The sequence below is a fragment of the Qipengyuania pacifica genome, assembly GCF_019711555.1.
In the GTDB taxonomy this organism is placed as follows: domain Bacteria; phylum Pseudomonadota; class Alphaproteobacteria; order Sphingomonadales; family Sphingomonadaceae; genus Qipengyuania; species Qipengyuania pacifica.
Genome location: NZ_JAIGNQ010000001.1, coordinates 125,543 through 142,531 on the forward strand (window position 1 = coordinate 125,543; position 16,989 = coordinate 142,531).

General features: G+C 62.9%; 13 protein-coding genes. 7 read left to right on the top strand and 6 right to left on the bottom strand.

Annotated features, from left to right (window positions below):
* The gene (locus tag K3177_RS00670; RefSeq protein WP_221596358.1) at window positions 1-1,242 is read left to right on the top strand and encodes a PepSY-associated TM helix domain-containing protein; all 1,242 of its coding nucleotides are present in this window, start codon (window positions 1-3) and stop codon (window positions 1,240-1,242) included.
* Window positions 1,243-1,272: 30 nt separating this feature from the next.
* Here K3177_RS00670 and K3177_RS00675 read toward each other — a convergent pair whose 3' ends face one another.
* Window positions 1,273-2,025 carry a nucleotidyltransferase family protein gene (locus K3177_RS00675; RefSeq protein ID WP_221596360.1) on the bottom strand — a complete coding sequence of 251 codons (753 nt, stop codon included), beginning with the start codon at window positions 2,023-2,025 and terminating at the stop codon, window positions 1,273-1,275.
* A complete protein-coding gene (locus K3177_RS00680; protein ID WP_247714180.1) occupies window positions 2,022-3,368 on the bottom strand; it encodes a lipopolysaccharide biosynthesis protein in 1,347 nt (448 codons plus the stop codon). The genes K3177_RS00675 and K3177_RS00680 overlap by 4 nt, the downstream gene beginning before the upstream one ends.
* Before the next feature lie 128 nt (window positions 3,369-3,496).
* Here K3177_RS00680 and K3177_RS00685 point away from each other — a divergent pair, with 128 nt between their 5' ends.
* Window positions 3,497-4,675 carry a hypothetical protein gene (locus K3177_RS00685; RefSeq protein WP_221596362.1) on the top strand — a complete coding sequence of 393 codons (1,179 nt, stop codon included), beginning with the start codon at window positions 3,497-3,499 and terminating at the stop codon, window positions 4,673-4,675.
* Window positions 4,672-5,769, top strand: coding sequence for a glycosyltransferase (locus K3177_RS00690; RefSeq protein WP_345725329.1), 1,098 nt, complete (start codon window positions 4,672-4,674; stop codon window positions 5,767-5,769). Before K3177_RS00685 ends, K3177_RS00690 begins: the two co-directional genes overlap by 4 nt.
* On the opposite strand, the gene K3177_RS00695 is transcribed toward K3177_RS00690, so the two are convergent.
* Window positions 5,756-6,403, bottom strand: coding sequence for an HAD family hydrolase (locus tag K3177_RS00695; RefSeq protein ID WP_221596364.1), 648 nt, complete (start codon window positions 6,401-6,403; stop codon window positions 5,756-5,758). The two genes, K3177_RS00690 and K3177_RS00695, sit on opposite strands and share 14 nt — an antisense overlap.
* 15 nt (window positions 6,404-6,418) lie before the next feature.
* Window positions 6,419-6,994 (bottom strand): TetR/AcrR family transcriptional regulator, encoded by a 576-nt coding sequence (locus tag K3177_RS00700; protein ID WP_221596366.1) that lies wholly within the window; start codon window positions 6,992-6,994, stop codon window positions 6,419-6,421.
* 115 nt (window positions 6,995-7,109) lie between these two features.
* On the opposite strand from K3177_RS00700, the gene K3177_RS00705 reads away from it, so the two are divergent.
* From K3177_RS00705 to K3177_RS00720, 4 genes are read left to right on the top strand one after another with little or no spacing between them, the layout of a single operon-like run.
* Window positions 7,110-8,279 (top strand): efflux RND transporter periplasmic adaptor subunit, encoded by a 1,170-nt coding sequence (locus K3177_RS00705; RefSeq protein ID WP_103022226.1) that lies wholly within the window; start codon window positions 7,110-7,112, stop codon window positions 8,277-8,279.
* A gap of 2 nt (window positions 8,280-8,281) precedes the next feature.
* Window positions 8,282-11,494 (top strand): multidrug efflux RND transporter permease subunit, encoded by a 3,213-nt coding sequence (locus tag K3177_RS00710; RefSeq protein WP_221596368.1) that lies wholly within the window; start codon window positions 8,282-8,284, stop codon window positions 11,492-11,494.
* A complete protein-coding gene (locus K3177_RS00715) occupies window positions 11,491-12,906 on the top strand; it encodes an efflux transporter outer membrane subunit (RefSeq protein ID WP_221596370.1) in 1,416 nt (471 codons plus the stop codon). Before K3177_RS00710 ends, K3177_RS00715 begins: the two co-directional genes overlap by 4 nt.
* 52 nt (window positions 12,907-12,958) lie before the next feature.
* Window positions 12,959-14,743 (top strand): SLC13 family permease, encoded by a 1,785-nt coding sequence (locus tag K3177_RS00720; RefSeq protein ID WP_221596372.1) that lies wholly within the window; start codon window positions 12,959-12,961, stop codon window positions 14,741-14,743.
* Window positions 14,744-14,775: 32 nt separating this feature from the next.
* Here the strand turns inward: K3177_RS00720 and K3177_RS00725 are convergent, their stop codons facing one another.
* Together K3177_RS00725 and nhaA are read right to left on the bottom strand one after the other, a co-directional pair.
* Window positions 14,776-15,792, bottom strand: a complete 1,017-nt coding sequence (locus K3177_RS00725) for a TerC family protein (protein WP_221596374.1) — start codon at window positions 15,790-15,792, stop codon at window positions 14,776-14,778.
* Window positions 15,785-16,987, bottom strand: a complete 1,203-nt coding sequence (gene nhaA / locus K3177_RS00730) for a Na+/H+ antiporter NhaA (RefSeq protein ID WP_103022221.1) — start codon at window positions 16,985-16,987, stop codon at window positions 15,785-15,787. Before nhaA ends, K3177_RS00725 begins: the two co-directional genes overlap by 8 nt.
* Between the last annotated feature and the right edge of the window lie 2 nt (window positions 16,988-16,989).

The window sequence follows — 16,989 nt, forward strand, 5'->3', positions numbered from 1 at the left end:
ATGGCGCGCACGCTCGATAGCGGGGTACGCCCGCTCGAAAAGGCCAAGCCCAGGCCCAAGGCTGCGCGCATATGGTGGGTCGTGCATCAGTGGACGGGGCTGAAGCTCAGCCTGTTCATGACCTTCATTCTCTTTACCGGGACGCTGGCGGTATTGAGTGCGGAAATCGACTGGGTCCTCCAGCCGAGCCTGCGGGTTGCGCCATCCACTGTCGAAGGCCCGGTCGCCTGGGCGGACATCGCCGAGAATGCGTCCGAATATCCCGGCGTTTCCAAGGTCACATATATCAACGCGCCAACCGCTTCGGCCTTTGCAGCGAAGGTCACGGTCGAGAACAGGAATGGCGAGCTGTTCTTCCTGCACGCGCATCCCACGACCGGCGAAATTCAGGGAACCGGCCCCTGGGCAGGCGCGCAGCGTGTGCTCAGGAACATGCACCGCCATCTCAACTTGCCCACGTGGCTTGGCGTGCCGATCGTTACATCGCTCGCCTTCCTGTTGCTGATCACCCTGGTCACGTCCTTCTTCGTGTACAAGAAGTGGTGGAGGGGCTTTGCCAAGCCGCTGCGCAAACGCGACGCCCGTACATGGTGGGGCGACTTTCACCGCCTGGCAGGGGTGTGGTCGCTGTGGTTCGTCGCGCTGATTTCGTTGACCGGCGTTTGGTATTTCATTGAAAGCCTGGGCGGCCAGGCTCCGCCCCAACCGAAGGTAGAACGCGAAGCCGTCGCCAGCGAGCGGACCGGCAGCGGAAACTTGCGCACTTCAATCGATGCCGCGCTCGCAGCCTATCCGGGCCTTCGCGTGGAGGCGGTAGCCTTGCCCACCGACAATGCGGTACTTCAGATCAACGGCGATTTCGAAGCGGTGCTGGTCCGCCCCCGATCGAACGCGGTCTATATCGACACCAGTACGAACGAGGTGCTGCTGACGACCGATGGACGCGATCTCAGCCTTCACCAGCGTATCGGAGAAATGGCAGACCCGCTGCATTTCGGATCTTTCGGCGGCTACTGGACCAAGCTGGTGTGGTTCCTGTTCGGCCTGGCGATGACGGCGCTGTCCGTTTCGGGGGCAGCCATCTATTCGCTGCGGATCGCACGCGAGCGAGGTGACCGGGTAGCGATCCGGCGGGGCTTTAAAGGCATGTGGCAGGGCATGGGCCGCTGGCGTACGCTGTCGGTGGCGCTCATCGGGATCGGGTTTATCCTGATCGCCTTCCTGATCCTGGGCATCCAGTAGCCTGCGGTCAGGCAGACCCGCCCCATCCGACTAGGCCGAGGATCGCGCCAGCAAGCCGCGGATATCTTCCAGGTCCTGGAGCTTGTCGACATCGACGGCAGCGAGCCCATCGGAAGCCCTAACCAACCGCGCCTCGATACCGATCCGCCGCCCCAGTTGCGCAATGCCATTGCCCAGACCGAGACGGCCCAAGGCATATGAGACAAGCGTGGACACCCCAAGCTTGCCGACTATCCGCCATGGCCGCTTGCGATCTTTTTCGACATTGTTCCACGTCGCAAGGGCATGCTGGGCCCGGGAGGTTCGCAGGTAGAACAGATTGCAGCCCGACCATTCCCCGTCGGCAAACCGCAGATAGGTTCGCCGGCTGCCCGGCAAAGCGCGTTCGATGTCATCCCGTTTCGCCAGCGCGACGCCGAGATCGGCATCGTCTGGGGTCCCATTCACCAGTTCGCGTACCCATTCCGGACGCAGCAGGGCATGATCGGCAGTAGTCAGGACGAGCGGTGCGCCAAACCGGGCAAAGCCGATTGCGGCACTTTCACTCGGCCCCGCCCCTGTGGGCACAACCTCGCATTCCAGCAATCGGGCGAGGTCTGCGACAGGTCCTTCGTCGCATGACACACCGATGCGCTCCATCCCGGCCAGTCGCAGCGCCGCCACGACCCGCTCGAGCAGCGGCCTGCCCTCTATCTCTATGAGCGCCTTGTGCGGTTTGCCTTCCAGTCCGGCAAGCGGATCGCCGCCGGCGCGCGTGCCGGCCAGCACCAGTGCCGATGTCACTTGGCCTGCTCCGCCTTCACCAGACTGCGCATCACATGCCACACGGTCGCGCTCATCAGCACCCACAATACGGCCATGCCGAAAGCTACCGCGATACCGACGCCGATCGGTCCCATCGGTGACAGCAGCATGATCCCTGCCCCCAGAACGGCGACGGCCGCCAGCCGGATCATCAGCGGATATTGGGCATGTCCTGTCGAATAGAGCATCGGCTCATAGGCGACCGATGCGAGTTCGAACGACGCCGCGACGGCCAGAGGGATGAGCACTGCCGCACCGGCTATATAGGCATCGCCGCCGATCAGCATCAGCAGCGGTTCGCCCAGGAAAATGGCGACCAGAGTGACACAGACCCCGCTCAACGCTGCAATAAGTGACACCTGGCGCACCAGCTTGCGGAACATGTCGATGGCCTGCGTGGTGCGTGCGACTGCGAATTCGGGAAAGATCGCGCGCGTCAGTATGCCCGACAGCTTGCCGATGCCCTGACCCAGCTGGTCGGCGAGGCGGTAGAGACCGGCCGCGCTCGTACCCAAGAGCAAGCCGACGGCGAGCACCGGCCCCTGCTTGTAGATCGCATCGAGCGTCGAACTTCCGTAGGTTATGCCGAAGAATTTGGGCAGATCGGGGTGCGTGGCCACGGTTTCGCGGAAATGGCCGAAGTTTTCGCGATTGAGCGCCTTGGGCACCAGGCGCCAGGCGACCACCCAGTATAGCAATCCCGTGAGCAGATCGAAGAAGGCCCAGGCGAACAGAAAGCGCCCCACGGTCGGCCCGACCAGAATGATGATCAGCGAAGCGATCAATCGGCCCGCAGGAACCACGGCTTCGACATAGGTGCCCAGATCGAACCGGTCGAGCACGCGAACGATGCCATTGGGCGTCGTCATCCGCGACCACAGCAGGGCGACGTTGAACCAGAAAGCCATGTCGATGAATTCGGGATTGAGCGAGAGCGCTTCCCCGAAGCCGTAATAGACGACGAAGGCGACCATCGTGCCGAGCATCGCGCCGGACACATCGATGGCGCCGCACAGCCACACGATCCGCCCGAAACTGCGCCAGTCCTTGAGGCGCGACGGTTCGGCGCCGAACTTCACGACGGTCTGCCAGGTCTGGAAGCTCGCCACGGCGACAAGCGCAAGGCCGGTCGCGAATATGAGCGAGAAGTGACCGAAGTCCTTGAGACCGAGCGAGCGCGACAGAATGGCGAGATAGGCGATGGAGCAGATCGCCCCAAAGCCCTTGCCCCCCATCAGCCAGGCGACATTCTTGAAGATGTTGAGCAGACCGCCGCGCCGGTGCCGACCGGTTCGATCTTCCTCCATTGCCGCAAGTGTCATTCTCAATCCTAATGCGGCATGCGCGCCGATAGTCGGCGATGCGGTAGCGGCTGCGATCATTCTACGCAAATGCCGGGCGCTGGCTATTCACTTTGCATCGGCGGGCGGTTGCCCTATCCGCGCCGCCTATGGCCCGGGCAGTTTTCCTGTTCAATCACGATGCGGCGCATCAGGTGTCTCACCTCGCGCCGATCGCCGGCGCTATGGCGCGGCATCACCCCGAAGTCGAGACGACGGTCGCCTATGCCAGCCAGACCGTCCGTGCGCAGATCGAACGACTTGTCCGACCAGAAGATGCCGCGCGCATGGACTGGCACGAACTCGCCCTGCCCCGCCCCATCGCAGCCGCGACCGGTGTGCTGGACAAGATCGCCCCGGTGACGCGGCTCGCCCGTCTTCGCCTGCACCAGCCGCTGTTCAAGGCGAGCGACGCGGTCGTTTCGACCGAGCGGACCTGCCTGAGGGTGAAACGCCGGCTGCGCCCCGGCAACGCACCGCTGTTCATCAGGGTGCCCCACGGGACGGGGGATCGCAGCGTCACATTCCATCCCGACCATCGCCAGTTCGATCTCAGCCTCGTTGCCGGTCCGAAGTTGAAGGAACAGCTCGTCGCCAATGGCGTCGATGCGGCGAAAATCGAGGTCACCGGTTATTCCAAGTTCGAGGGCATCGATTTCGATGCGCAGCCCGATTTCTTCGGCAACGGTCGCCCCACCTTCGTCTACAACCCCCATTTCGATCCGCATCTGTCGAGCTGGTACGATGCCGGGCCCGACGTGCTGCGCTGGTTCGTTAGCGAGGCGGGGCAGGCCTATAATCTGATCTTCGCACCGCATGTGATGCTGTTCCGCAAGTCGGTCCACATCTCCCCTGAATACAAGGTAGGCAGGGTCCGCCCGGACATCCCCGACGAGGCGCTGGCGGCGCCCAATATTCTGATCGACACCGATGGCCCGCGCCTGTTCGACATGTCCTACATGCTCGCAGCGGACGGTTATATCGGCGATGCATCGAGCCAGATCTACGAGTTCCTCATGCGGCCAAGGCCGGTATTCCTGCTGGATCCGAACGCCGCTCTCGGGTCGCAGGGCGAGGAGGTGCTGCCCTTCCTGCGCACCGGGCCAAGGGTGGAGAGCGTAAACGATCTGGGATCGGCGATCGGCGGATGGGACGAGATCGGGTCGCGTTACCGTGCCGAGCAGGAGCGACTGATCGCACACACTTTCGCGCTGTCCGAAGTGCCCGCATCCCAGCGCGCTGCCGATGCCATCGCCGCCGCCATTGCGCGGCGAAATGGCGCTTTATGATGCGGATAGCCTACGTCATCAATTCGATGGAGGGCGGCGGCGCGCAGACCCCGCTGCCGAAGATCGTCGCCGCACTAGCAAAGGCGGGAGCAAGCGTGCGTGTCCTCGCGCTCACGCGGCGAAACGGGCACGCGATCGAACGGTTGCAAGCCGCTGGCATCGATCCGCTCGTGCGCGAAGGTGGCGAAAGCGACCAGATCGCTGCCTATCGCTGGATCTGCGAACAGGCCCGCGAATGGGGGGCGGATGCGATCTGGACCTCGCTGACGCGGGCGACGCTGCTGGGCCAGATCGCGGGCAGACGGCTGGGGATTCCGGTGGTGAGCTGGCAGCATAACGCCTTTCTCAAGCCCTGGAACGAGCGGCTCCTGCGCTGGCGTGCGGATGCGGCCGATCTGTGGGTGGCGGACAGCGCGCAGGTGGCGACCCTCACTCTCGACCGTCTCGGAGTAGCTGCAGAAAAGCTGGTCACCTGGCCGATCTTCGCCGCCGATCCCGATGCGCCCCAGGCCAGGCCGTGGCAGGCCGGCGAAACGTTGCGGATCGGGAGCCTCGGCAGGCTTCACCCCAACAAGGGCTACGACATTCTGATCGAGGCCCTCGCCATGGTGAACGCGGCGGCCACGCCAGCGATGCCGCCCTACCGCGTCGCGATCGCGGGGGAAGGGGCTGACGAAGCTAGCCTGCGCAGCCTTGCGGCGGACCGGGGTGTGGATCAGCTCGACTTCGCGGGATTTTCCGACACGAGCGCCGATTTCCTGGCGGGGTTGCACCTCTATGTTCAACCCTCGCGCCGCGAAGGCTTCTGTATCGCCGCGCATGAAGCCATGCAGGCGGGCCTGCCCGTGATCGTTTCGAAAACCGGCGAAATGCCGCTTACGGTCGACACGCCCACTATCGGGCGAGTGGTGGAGGTTGCCGATGCGCAATCGCTGGCCGCGGCGCTGGGCGAATTGCTGAATACTCCGCATAGCCTCGCCCCAATGGGAAGCGCGGCGCGCGAACGGGTGCTGAACAGATTTTCGCAGGAGAGGTTCGAGTTGAACGCGGCCGAGATCGTTCGCCGCCTCGATGGCATGGTCAGTCGGCGCTGATTATCCGCCAGCCCCGCGCTTTGGCCTTTTCCCTCTTGCGAGAACTTGCGCTGATGAAGATCGGCTCATAGGCCAGATCGAGCAGCGGCGCATCGGCGAAACTGTCGCTCACAAAGCGGAACTCTGCGTCTTCCAGCTGGTGATTTTGCTCCGCCGCCCATGCCCGGACCCGCGCCAGCTTGGTCTCGCCATAACAATTGCCGCCCACGATGGAGCGGCCATCCCAGCGCGTGCCGATCACGGTGTCGATATCGAGATGCTTGGCGAAGGCCGCCGCGTAAAATTCGAACGCTGCTGTCGCAATGGCGATGCGCGCGCCCTGCCGGCGGTCTTCCTCCAGCAGAGCGAGTGTCGCCGGCATCAAGCCATCATCGGCAACGCGCCGATCGGCGAACTCTCGTCCGACATCCTGCAACGTCGCAATCCCGACCTTGCCGACCATCAGCTTCATCCCGCCGGTCTTGAGTGTCGTTCGATCGTAAAGCCCGGCGCGATAGGCGATCATCATTGCGACCCAGACCGGAAGCAGCGCCAGCCTCCATAGCGCGATGCGCCGGGCCGCAAAGATCAGGAAAGGCGTAAAGGTCGCCCGCCGCGTCAACGTATTGTCGAGATCGTATATGGCGATTCGCATTTGGTGGCGTGAGGCTTACTGGACCGTTGCCGGTGCGTCCGTAACAGCCATTAGGCACGCCAGCATAGTGGCCGTCGCGGATTCGATTTCTTCCGACGTCGTCGTGCTCAGCTTCAGCCCCATGATCGAATGATGGAGCATTTCGCCCATCCCCTTGGCCGTGATGCCGCGACTTTCGAGCGCGGCTTCGTACGGCAGGAGAAATTCGCACAGATTACGACGGGCCTCGACATGGATGTCGGCGAGTTCTTCCTTGATGGTGGTGGCGAGTTCCAGCTCGAGCTCGTCAGCATGCGGCATCGTCTGCATGGATTTCCACGATTCGATCACGATCTCGTCGAGCAGTATAGAAAAGCGGGTCTTGCGGTCCTGGTCGGCGGAGCAACGCGTAAGGATGGCGTCCCATTTCGAGTTGAAATGAAATCGCACGACCCCGGTCAACAGGGCCTCGCGGTTGGGAAATATGTTATAGACGGTCTGCCGCGATACGCCTGCCGCTTCGGCTATATCGTTCATGGTCGCCCGCCGTACGCCGTACTGGCTGATGACCGCATAACCAGCGGCAGCGATCTTGCATGCTCTCTCTTCCATGCAGGCAGATGGACATATGATGCAAAATTGTCAATTTACATTTGTATAGAAAATGTCAAAGCGCGCAATTGTCGAGCCGTCGGTGGGGCGGTGATTCGTTTAATGAGGGAACTCCATGTCGTTTTACCGGACACTGCTCCTGCTCGTGCTAGGGCTCGTGACTGCCGCTTGCGGATCGCAGGAAACTGCGCAGCAGGGACAGGCCGTTCCGGTGCGGACCATCACGGTATCCGCCACGAATATCGACAATGTGATCGAACTTCCCGGCCGTGTTCAGCCCGTCCGGGTTGCCGAAGTGCGCGCCCGTGTCACCGGCATCGTGCAACAAAGAACCTATGAGGAAGGAACGGATGTCAGCGAGGGCCAGGCCCTGTTCCGCATCGATCCGGCCGAACTCAGGGCCAGTTACGCGCAGATCAAGGCTAGCCTCGACCGGGCACGCGCCACGGCCGCGAACGCCAACGCCGTCGTTACGCGATACCGGCCCCTTGTGGCGGAAAACGCCATCAGCGGGCAGGAATTCGACGCGGCCCAGGCTGCTGCACGTGAAGCCAATGCCAATGTCGCGCAGATCCAGGCTCAGCTTCGCGCTGCATCGCTCCAGTTGGGGTACACGACCGTGCGTGCCCCTATTGCGGGCCGTGCCGGCCGCGCCGTGGTGACGGAGGGCGCACTGGTTTCGCAGCCCGAAGGCACTCTGATGACGCGGGTCGAACAGATTTCCCCCATCTATGTCTCCTTCTCGCAATCGGCCATGGAAGTTCTCCAGATCAGGCGCGCCATAACCAGCGGCGAGCTCGACCTGCAGCCGGGCGATGCGGTAGAAGTGCGCCTGACCCTTCCCGACGGCAGCGAATACGGCACGCCGGGCCTGATCGAATTTCTCGACTTCTCGGTGGACGAAGCCACCGGCACGGTCCAGCTGCGCGCCGAATTCCCCAATCCTGAAGGATTGCTGCTGTCGGGCGAGTTCGTGAAGGCGCGTATCTTCGCAGGCAAGTTGACCAACATCATCGCGATCCCCCAGCTCGCCGTGACCGTGGCCGACGATGGCGGCACCGTCATGATCGTGGACAAGGATGGCAAGGCTGCCGTCCGCCCGGTCAAACTGGGTGAACTCGTGGGTGAAAAATGGGTCATCAAAAGCGGGCTCAAGCCCGGCGATCGGGTTATCGTATCCAATCTGCAAAAACTGCAGCCCGGCATGCCGGTTCAGATCGCCAATGCCGCGACCGGCCGCAAACCCGCAGCGGCTGCCCCGAAAGCAACGGCCAAGGCTGACTGATCGTGGCACGCTATTTCATCGACAGACCCATCTTTGCGTGGGTCATCTCACTCGCCATTCTCCTGTCGGGATTCATCGCCCTGCGGGCCTTGCCGATCGAACAATATCCCGAGGTCGCGCCGCCGTCTCTGGCGATCAACGTCGTATACCCGGGCGCCGACGCATCCACACTTGAACAGAACGTCACCCAGGTCATCGAGCAGCAGCTCAACGGGGTCGAAGGCTTCCTTTACATGGCCTCGTCCAGCCTCTCCAACGGCACGGCTTCGATCACGCTAACCTTCGAAGCCGGCACTGATATCGACATCGCCCAGACCGAAGTTCAGAACCGCCTGAGCACAGTAGAGGCGCGTTTGCCCGAGGAGGTCCGGCGACAGGGCATTACCGTCCGTCAGGCGAACTCCGGCTTCTTGATGATTGTCGCGCTGACGTCCAAATCCGGCGCTCTGGACACGACCGATCTGGGCAATATCGCCTCCAATCAGGTGATCGATGAACTGCGCCGCGTCGCCGGCGTCGGGGATGTCACGCTGTTTGGCTCTGCCTACGCGATGCGTATCTGGCTCGATCCGGAAAAGCTGGCTTCCTACAATCTCTCGCCCAGCGCAGTCGTGTCGGCAATTCGCGAACAGAACGCCCAGACGGCCGGTGGTGCGATCGGCGACCTGCCATTGCAGGAAGGGCAGCAGATCACGGCGACGATTACCACGGAAAGCCGCTTCCAGACCGAAGAACAGTTCCGCAGCATTATCCTGCGGGCGGATAGCGGGGGTGCCAGCGTTCGCCTGGGCGATGTCGCACGCGTGGAAATCGGCGCGCAGAGCTACGCCACCTCCACCACTCTCGACGGCCAGCCCATGGCGGGCATGGCCGTCCAGCTCGCTACCGGCGCCAATGCCCTGGCCACCGCCGAAGGCGTGAAGGAGCGGATGGAAGAACTGGGCAACGGCCTGCCGCAGGACATCTCTTGGTCGATTCCCTACGACACCACGCCCTTCGTCCAGATCTCGGTCGAAGAGGTCGTCAAGACGCTGGTCGAGGCCATGGTCCTCGTCTTCCTGGTCATGTTCCTGTTCCTGCAGAACTGGCGCGCTACGCTGATACCGACATTGGTAGTGCCAATTGCGCTTGCAGGCGCCTGTCTGGGCCTGTGGCTGTTCGGCTTTTCCATCAACGTGCTGTCCCTGTTCGGCATGGTGCTGGCGATCGGTATTCTGGTCGACGATGCCATCGTCGTGATCGAGAACGTCGAACGCATCATGCGCGAGGAGGGTCTCGGCCCTGTCGAGGCGACCCGCAAGGCGATGGATCAGATCACCGGTGCGATCATCGGGATCACGCTGGTGCTGGTTGCAGTCTTCGTGCCGATGGCCTTCTTCCCCGGATCGACAGGCGGCATTTACCGCCAGTTCTCGGTCACGCTGGCCATCTCCATCTTCTTCTCCGCCGTCCTCGCTCTGTCGCTGACGCCGGCGCTCTGCGCCACATTCCTGCGCACCAAGGACATCCAAGCCCACGACGCCCACGAGATCGACGAACACGCCGAGCAGGAACCGATTCCAGAAGGATGGCGCGGCCGTGTCGAACAATTGCGGCGGCGCAGCAGTGGCTTCTTCGGAAAGTTCAACCGCTGGTTCGGGCGCATGACCGAAAAATACGGGCGGACCAATGAACGCATTCTCGGTCGGCCCATGCGCGGCCTGGCTGTCTTCCTCATGCTGGCACTTGTCACGGCATTGCTGTTCTTCCGCTTGCCGGGCGGCTTCCTGCCGACCGAAGACCAGGGCTTTGCCATTACGATTGTGCAGTCCCCTACAGGGTCCACGCGGGAACGGCTCGATGAAGCCATCGCCCCGGTCGAAGGCTTCTGGTCTTCGCAGGAAGAAGTCGAACGGGTCGTCGTGGTGCGCGGCTTCAGCTTCTTCGGTCAGGGTCAGAACAATGCCATCATGTTCACCCCGTTCAAGGATTGGAGCGAACGCAGCGGCTCGGAAAGTTCGGCGGAGGCGCTGGTCGGCCGTGCGATGGGCACCTTCATGGGCATCGACAATGCGATGGTCTTCTCCATCCAGCCGCCCGCGATCCAGTCGCTCGGACAGGCCAGCGGCTTCACCATGAAGCTGCAGGACCGCGCCGGTGTAGGGCGTGAAGCCCTGACGGCAGCGCGCGATCAGATGCTTGGCATGGCGATGCAAAGCAGCCTGCTTGCCGATCTTCGCCCCGAAGACCAGCCGCCCGCGCCGCAATTGCATGTGGAAGTGGACCGGGTTCAGGCCCGTGCCATGGGCCTGTCGATGACCGACGTGAACAATGCCCTGTCGATCAATTTCGGTTCGGCCTACGCCAACGATTTCAACCGGGACGGGCGCGTGCTGCAGGTGCTGGTGCAGGCAGATGCCGAACACCGCATGACACCTGAAGACGTGCTTTCGCTGCGCATTCCGAATGCCCAGGGCGAACTGGTACCGTTCAGTTCCTTCGCCATGGCCGAGTGGACGGCCGGCCCGCCCAGCCTTGCGCGCTACAACGGCTATCCGGCCATGACCATTTCCGGAACCGCCGCGCCGGGCGAATCGTCGGGCGCCGCGCTGGCCGAGATGGAACAGCTTGCCAGCCAGTTGCCGGAAGGCATCGGGTTCGAATGGACCGGCATCAGTTACGAGGAAAAACAGGCCGGCGGCCAGATCGGCCTGCTGCTCGGCCTGTCGGTCATCATCGTCTTCCTCGTCCTGGCGGCGCTCTATGAAAGCTGGGCGGTCCCCTTTGCGGTGCTGCTGATCGTGCCGATGGGTGTTCTCGGCGCAGTCCTCTTCACCATGCTGCGGGGGCTGTCGGCAGACATTTACTTCAACGTCGGGCTGATCACGATCATCGGGCTTGCCGCGAAGAACGCCATCCTGATCGTCGAGTTCGCGATCGAGGAAGAGGCCGAAGGCAAGAGCCCGATGGAAGCGGTAAAGGCAGCTGCCAGATTGCGCCTGCGCCCGATCATCATGACCTCGCTCGCCTTCATTCTCGGCATGGTCCCGCTGGTGATCTCCACCGGCGCGGGCGCTGCCAGCCGCATCGCCGTCGGCACGGGCGTGATGGGCGGAATGATCGCCGCGACCGCGATCGGCATCTTCGTCATCCCGCTCCTCTACATGCTCATCCGCACGCGGATCGGCGGAAGACAGCCCAAGCCGGCCGGCACACTCGAAGGAGATGGCGCATGATCCGCAAGATATCTGCCAGCCTGATGGCGCTCGCACTGGCTGGGTGTGTGAACCTTGCCCCCGATCACGAACGGCCCGCCCTCGCCAGCGCGCCCGCCTATGATCCGGAATTCCGTCCGGATGGCACGGTGGTCGCCTCGACCCTGTCCTATCGGGAATGGTTCAACGACCCGCGGCTCGTCTCGCTCATCGATACCGCAGTGGCGAACAATCGCGATCTCGTCGCCGCCACTGCGCGGATCGAGCAGGCCCGGGCGCAGTACCGCATTCAGGACAGCCGCCGCCTGCCCACCGCCGTGGCGGATGCCGCGGCAACGCGCAGCCGCATCCCGCTTGGCTCGATCGCGCCCGGTACGCCCGGTTCGGTAACCATCAATCGGTACGACGTGGGCGTCGGCGTTTCGTCCTTCGAACTCGATTTCTGGGGCCGCATCGCCAATCTGTCGGAGGCTGCCCGCGCCCAGTATCTGGCTGCCGAGGCTAACCAGCGCGCGTTCTACCTCTCGCTCATCGCCGATGTCGCGACGACCTATTTCGCCCTGCTCGAAAGCGAAGCGCAGATCGATCTGGCGCAGGCCACCCTCGAAAGCCGCCAGGAAGGCCTCCGGATCGCCCGGCTCCGGCTCGATGCGGGCGTCACCTCCGCGCTGCCCTTCCGGCAGTCCGAAACGCTGCTGACGACGGCCGAACAGCAACTTGCCGCACAGCGCCTGTCGCAGGCCCAGCAGCGCAACCAGCTCTCGGTGCTCGTCGGCGGAACCACGCCGGAGAACCTCCCCGTTGCCCTTCCGATGAGCGGTCAGGAAAACGGCATGGAGCTCGATCCCGGCACGCCATCCGACCTTCTGCTGGTCCGTCCGGATATCGTCGCCGCGGAAGAGCAGCTTCGCGCAGCCCGCGCCAATATCGGCGCGACGCGCGCAGCCTTCTTCCCGACCATTTCCCTGACTGGCAATGCCGGTTTCTCGTCCAACGATCTCGACAACCTCTTTTCTTCCGACGGGCTGTCCTGGTCGTTCGGCCCATCGATCTCCCTGCCGATTTTCGACTGGGGGGCCCGCGAAGCCGATCTGGATCTGGCCAAGGCGCGCGAAGTGGAACAGGTCGCCGTTTATGAAAAGACCGTGCAGGAAGCTTTCCGAGAAGTATCCGACGCTCTTGCCGGGCGCCGCTGGCTGGCCGAACAGGTGGCTGCGCTGACGCAGGGTGTCGCCGCGCAGGAACGCATTACGCGGCTTGCACGCCTGCGCTACCGCGAAGGTGTAGCGGATTATCTCGAAGTGCTGGATGCCGAACGCAACCTCTTCACCGCGCAGCAGCAATTACTCACCACCCAGCGCGCATTTCTGCAGAACGGCACGTCGCTGTTCGTGGCGCTGGGCGGCGGTCTGGCCGTGGAAACGCCTTCATAATCCGGGACTTTTCCAACTCGGCTCCCTGACAAAGACCTGCTAGGGGGCGCCGATGCTAGGAACGTTCCTTACCGATTATTCGGCCTGGATCGGCCTCGGCCTGTTGGTCGGGCTGTTCATTCTGTTCGCCACGGAACGGTTTCCGCCGGTGACCGTCGCCGTGGGCGGCGCGGCCGTCATGCTGGTGCTGGGCTATCTTCCGCGCAGCGAGATGGAACAGGTTTTCGCCAATCCCGCCCCTATCACCATCGCGGCCATGTTCATCCTCTCGGGTGCTTTAATCCGTACCGGCGTTGTCGAGGCGCTGGCCAGCATCGCCGAACGCCGGACCGAACGTCATCCGCGCCGGTCGATTACGGAACTCTTCGGCGGTACTTTCCTCGCCTCTTCGCTGGTCAACAATACGCCGGTCGTGATCATCCTGGTTCCGGTCATTCGCAAGATCGCAGGACTGGCGGGCAGTACGGCCAGCCGCCTCCTCATCCCGCTATCCTATCTCTCGATCCTCGGCGGTACGCTCACGCTTATCGGCACGTCGACGAACCTTCTGGTCGATGGCGTGGCGCAACGCTCCGGCCAACCGCCCTTCGGCATATTCGAGCTGACCGGCGTGGGCCTGGTCGCGGCACTGACCGGCACCCTCTTTCTTCTCGTCAGCGGGCGGTTTCTTCTGCCCAACCGGCCAGATGCCGCGGATCGCGACAGCGGACGACCGCTGGAGGAGCGCTACCTTACCCAGTTGCGCGTGACGCAAGACGATAAGGATATCGGCAAGGCCTATGGCGATCTTTCCCAGTTCGGTCGCTCCGGGCTGCGCCTCGTCGGTCTGGAACGCGGCGGCGCCATCCTGCGCAGCGACCTCGACGAGCTGATCGTGGAGGAAGGCGACATCATGCAGATCGCCGCCGATCAGGCCGAAATGCTGTCGCTAGCCGCCGGGCGCGGGTCAGAACTCGGCCTTTCTGCGCGTGCCGCACCCGCATCGGATGAAAACCGTATCGTCGAAGCCGCGATTTCGCCCAGCCATCCGACCCTCGGCCGCAAGCTTTCGGAAGTACCCTTCCTCACCAAGACGGGAGCCCGCATTCTCGGCCTGTCGCGCGCGCGGCACTTCCCCGGCCCCACCCTGTCCGATGCGCGGATCCGCGCAGCCGATCATCTGCTGATCGAAGGCAGTCCCGCCAGCATCGCCGCGATCGAAAACAATATCAATCTGATCAACATTTCCACGCCGGACACGCGCCCGTTCCGGCGCCTGCGCGCACCGATCGCGGTTGTGACGATGATGGGCATCATCGTGCTCGCCGCCCTTGGCGTATGGACGATCGAACTTCTGGCCATAACGGGCGTGGCTATCGTGCTGCTCTCGCGTTGCATCGATCCGGAAGAAGCCTGGCGCAGCATCGATGGCAATGTCATCGTGCTGATCTTTGGCATGCTTGCCGTCGGTCTGGGTCTGGAAAGCGCAGGGACCGTCGACCTGATCGTCGATGCCGCCCTTCCGCTACTCGCAAATCTGTCGCCGCTTTACCTGTTGCTTGCGATCTACCTGCTGACCTCCGTGCTGACCGAAACGGTTACCAACAATGCTGTCGCGGTCATCATGACCCCGATCGTGCTGGCGCTCGCCACCGATCTCGGGGTCGAACCGCGCCCGCTGCTCTTCGCGGTAATGTTCGCTGCATCGGCCAGCTTCGCAACGCCCGTGGGCTATCAGACCAACACCATCGTCTATGCCGCCGGCAATTACCGCTTCGCCGACTTCTTGAAGATCGGTGCGCCCATGAATGTCGTGGTAGGACTGGCGACTTGTCTTGCGATCAACGCGATGGTCTGAACGGCCAACGCTCCTGACGCCTGCCACCCGACCTAGGCGAGCGGTTCGTCTTCCGGTTCTGCTGGCCAGTCCGCCTCTTCGTGCCCGCGCGTCTTCCATAGCGAATAGAGCACGCCCGCTGCGATGAGCACGAACGTCACGCCGAGGCTGATCCAGGCCGGGAATTTCTCGCCATCCATCAGGAAGTCCGTGACGAAGATCTTGCTGCCGATGAACACCAGGATCGCTGCCAGCGCATACTTCAGATAGTGGAAGCGGTGGATCATGGCGGCGAGCGCGAAATAGAGCGCCCGCAGCCCCAGAATGGCGAAGATGTTGCTGGTATAGACGATAAACGTGTCGGTCGTGATCGCGAAGATCGCCGGCACGCTGTCCACGGCAAACACCAGATCGGCTAGATTGATGACGACCAGCGCCAGCAGCAGCGGTGTGGCCGCGCGGACCATCTTGCCCGTCTTCTCGTCCTGCACCTTCACCAGGAACTTCTGCCCGTGCAGATCCGGCGTCACGCGCATGTGACGGCTGATCCAGAGGACGACGGGGTTGCTTCCAACATCCATCGGCTCGTCGCCGGCGAAGAACATCTTGATCCCGGTGAACACCAGGAAGGCGGCGAAAAGGTACAGCACCCAATAGGCTTCGGCCAGCAGGGCCGCGCCCCCGGCGATCATCAGGCCGCGCAGGATGATGACCGCGATGATGCCCCACAATAGCGCCCGGTACTGATACTTCGCCGGGATGGCGAAATAGGTGAAGATCAGGCTGATCACGAAGACGTTGTCGATCGACAGTGCCTTCTCGATGAAGAAGCCTGTGAAATATTGCATACCCGCGGTCTCGCCGCGCTCGAACCACACCCACACGCCGAACAGCAGCGCCACGGTGATGTAGAAGACCGACAGCTTCAGGCTTTCTGCAATGCCCAGTTCCCGGTCTTCCTTATGCAGGAACCCGAGATCGAAGGCCGTCAGTACGACGACGATTGCAAGAAAGGCGCCCCAGAACCAGACCGGGGTGCCAAGCCATGACGCCAGCAGGAAATCAGGCACTCGGCACCTCGTTTAGAGGTCTGGTCGCGGCGCGCGGAGCGGTGGCGAGCACTGTCATGCCGATCACCGCCGAAATCAGGGAACCGACCAGCACACCCATTTTCACCGCATCGATCTGGTCCGGGTCGATGAAGGCCAGGCCGCCGATGAACAGGCTCATGGTAAAGCCGATACCGGCCAGACAGGACAGGCCATAGATATGGCGCCAGGTCACTTCGGGCGGCATGGATGCAAGCTTGGTTTTCGCTGCCAGCCAGCATGCGCCGAACACGCCGATCTGCTTGCCGACTACAAGGCCTGCCGCAATGCCGAGCGAAAGCGGCGCAAACAGCGCCTCCAGCCCGGCGCCGGCGAACGACACGCCGGCATTGGCAAAGGCGAAGATCGGCAGGATCATGAAGGCGACCCAGGGATGCAGTGCGTGTTCCAGCCGTTCGAGCGGCTGTTCGTCACCTGTCGCGATGGGGACGAACATGGCCGTCACGACACCCGCCAGAGTAGCATGCACGCCGGACTTCAGCACGCAGACCCAAAGAAAGGCGCCGAGGAGGAAGTAGGGAATGGTTCGCGCCACTCCGGCCCGGTTGAGCAACAGCATGCCCGCAGCCGGAACCAGTGCAAGCGCCAGTGCGCCCACGTTCATGTTTTCGGTATAGAACAGCGCGATGATCGCGATCGCACCGATGTCGTCGATAATGGCGATGGCCAGCAGCAGCGCCTTCAGCGCGACCGGTACCCTGCTGCCCAGCAGAGCGAGGAGACCCAGCGCAAAGGCAATGTCGGTTGCGGCGGGAATGGCCCAGCCGCGAATATTGTCCGGCGAACCGGCGTTGATGGCTACGAATACCAGCGCAGGAATGACCATACCGCCAACCGCGGCAAAAACCGGAAGGGATGCCTGCTTCCAGCTTTGCAGCTGACCGGTCACGATCTCGCGCTTCACTTCCAAGCCGATCAGGAAGAAGAAGAGCGCCATCAAGCCGTCGTTGATCCACAGCAGCAATGGCTTGTCGATGGAAACGAGTTCGCCCGCCGTGAAATTCACCGGCGTGGCAAGCAGGCTCTGATAGCCGGCAAGCAGCGCTGAATTGGCGATGACAAGCGCAATTGCGGCGGCAACGATCAACACGATGCCGCCTGCACTCTCGCTGGCGATGAAAGCGCGAAGGCGCTGCGTGGGGGTCTGTCTGGTCATAT

Bases quoted from the DNA above. Each gene is read 5' to 3' on its own strand.
- K3177_RS00670 (WP_221596358.1), top strand. From the start codon at position 1: ATGGCGCGCACGCTCGATAGCGGGGTACGCCCGCTCGAAAAGGCCAAG.
- K3177_RS00680 (WP_247714180.1), bottom strand. From the start codon at position 3,368: ATGACACTTGCGGCAATGGAGGAAGATCGAACCGGTCGGCACCGGCGC.
- K3177_RS00685 (WP_221596362.1), top strand. From the start codon at position 3,497: ATGGCCCGGGCAGTTTTCCTGTTCAATCACGATGCGGCGCATCAGGTG.
- K3177_RS00690 (WP_345725329.1), top strand. From the start codon at position 4,672: ATGATGCGGATAGCCTACGTCATCAATTCGATGGAGGGCGGCGGCGCG.
- K3177_RS00695 (WP_221596364.1), bottom strand. From the start codon at position 6,403: ATGCGAATCGCCATATACGATCTCGACAATACGTTGACGCGGCGGGCG.
- K3177_RS00700 (WP_221596366.1), bottom strand. From the start codon at position 6,994: ATGGAAGAGAGAGCATGCAAGATCGCTGCCGCTGGTTATGCGGTCATC.
- K3177_RS00705 (WP_103022226.1), top strand. From the start codon at position 7,110: ATGTCGTTTTACCGGACACTGCTCCTGCTCGTGCTAGGGCTCGTGACT.
- K3177_RS00715 (WP_221596370.1), top strand. From the start codon at position 11,491: ATGATCCGCAAGATATCTGCCAGCCTGATGGCGCTCGCACTGGCTGGG.
- K3177_RS00720 (WP_221596372.1), top strand. From the start codon at position 12,959: ATGCTAGGAACGTTCCTTACCGATTATTCGGCCTGGATCGGCCTCGGC.
- nhaA (WP_103022221.1), bottom strand. From the start codon at position 16,987: ATGACCAGACAGACCCCCACGCAGCGCCTTCGCGCTTTCATCGCCAGC.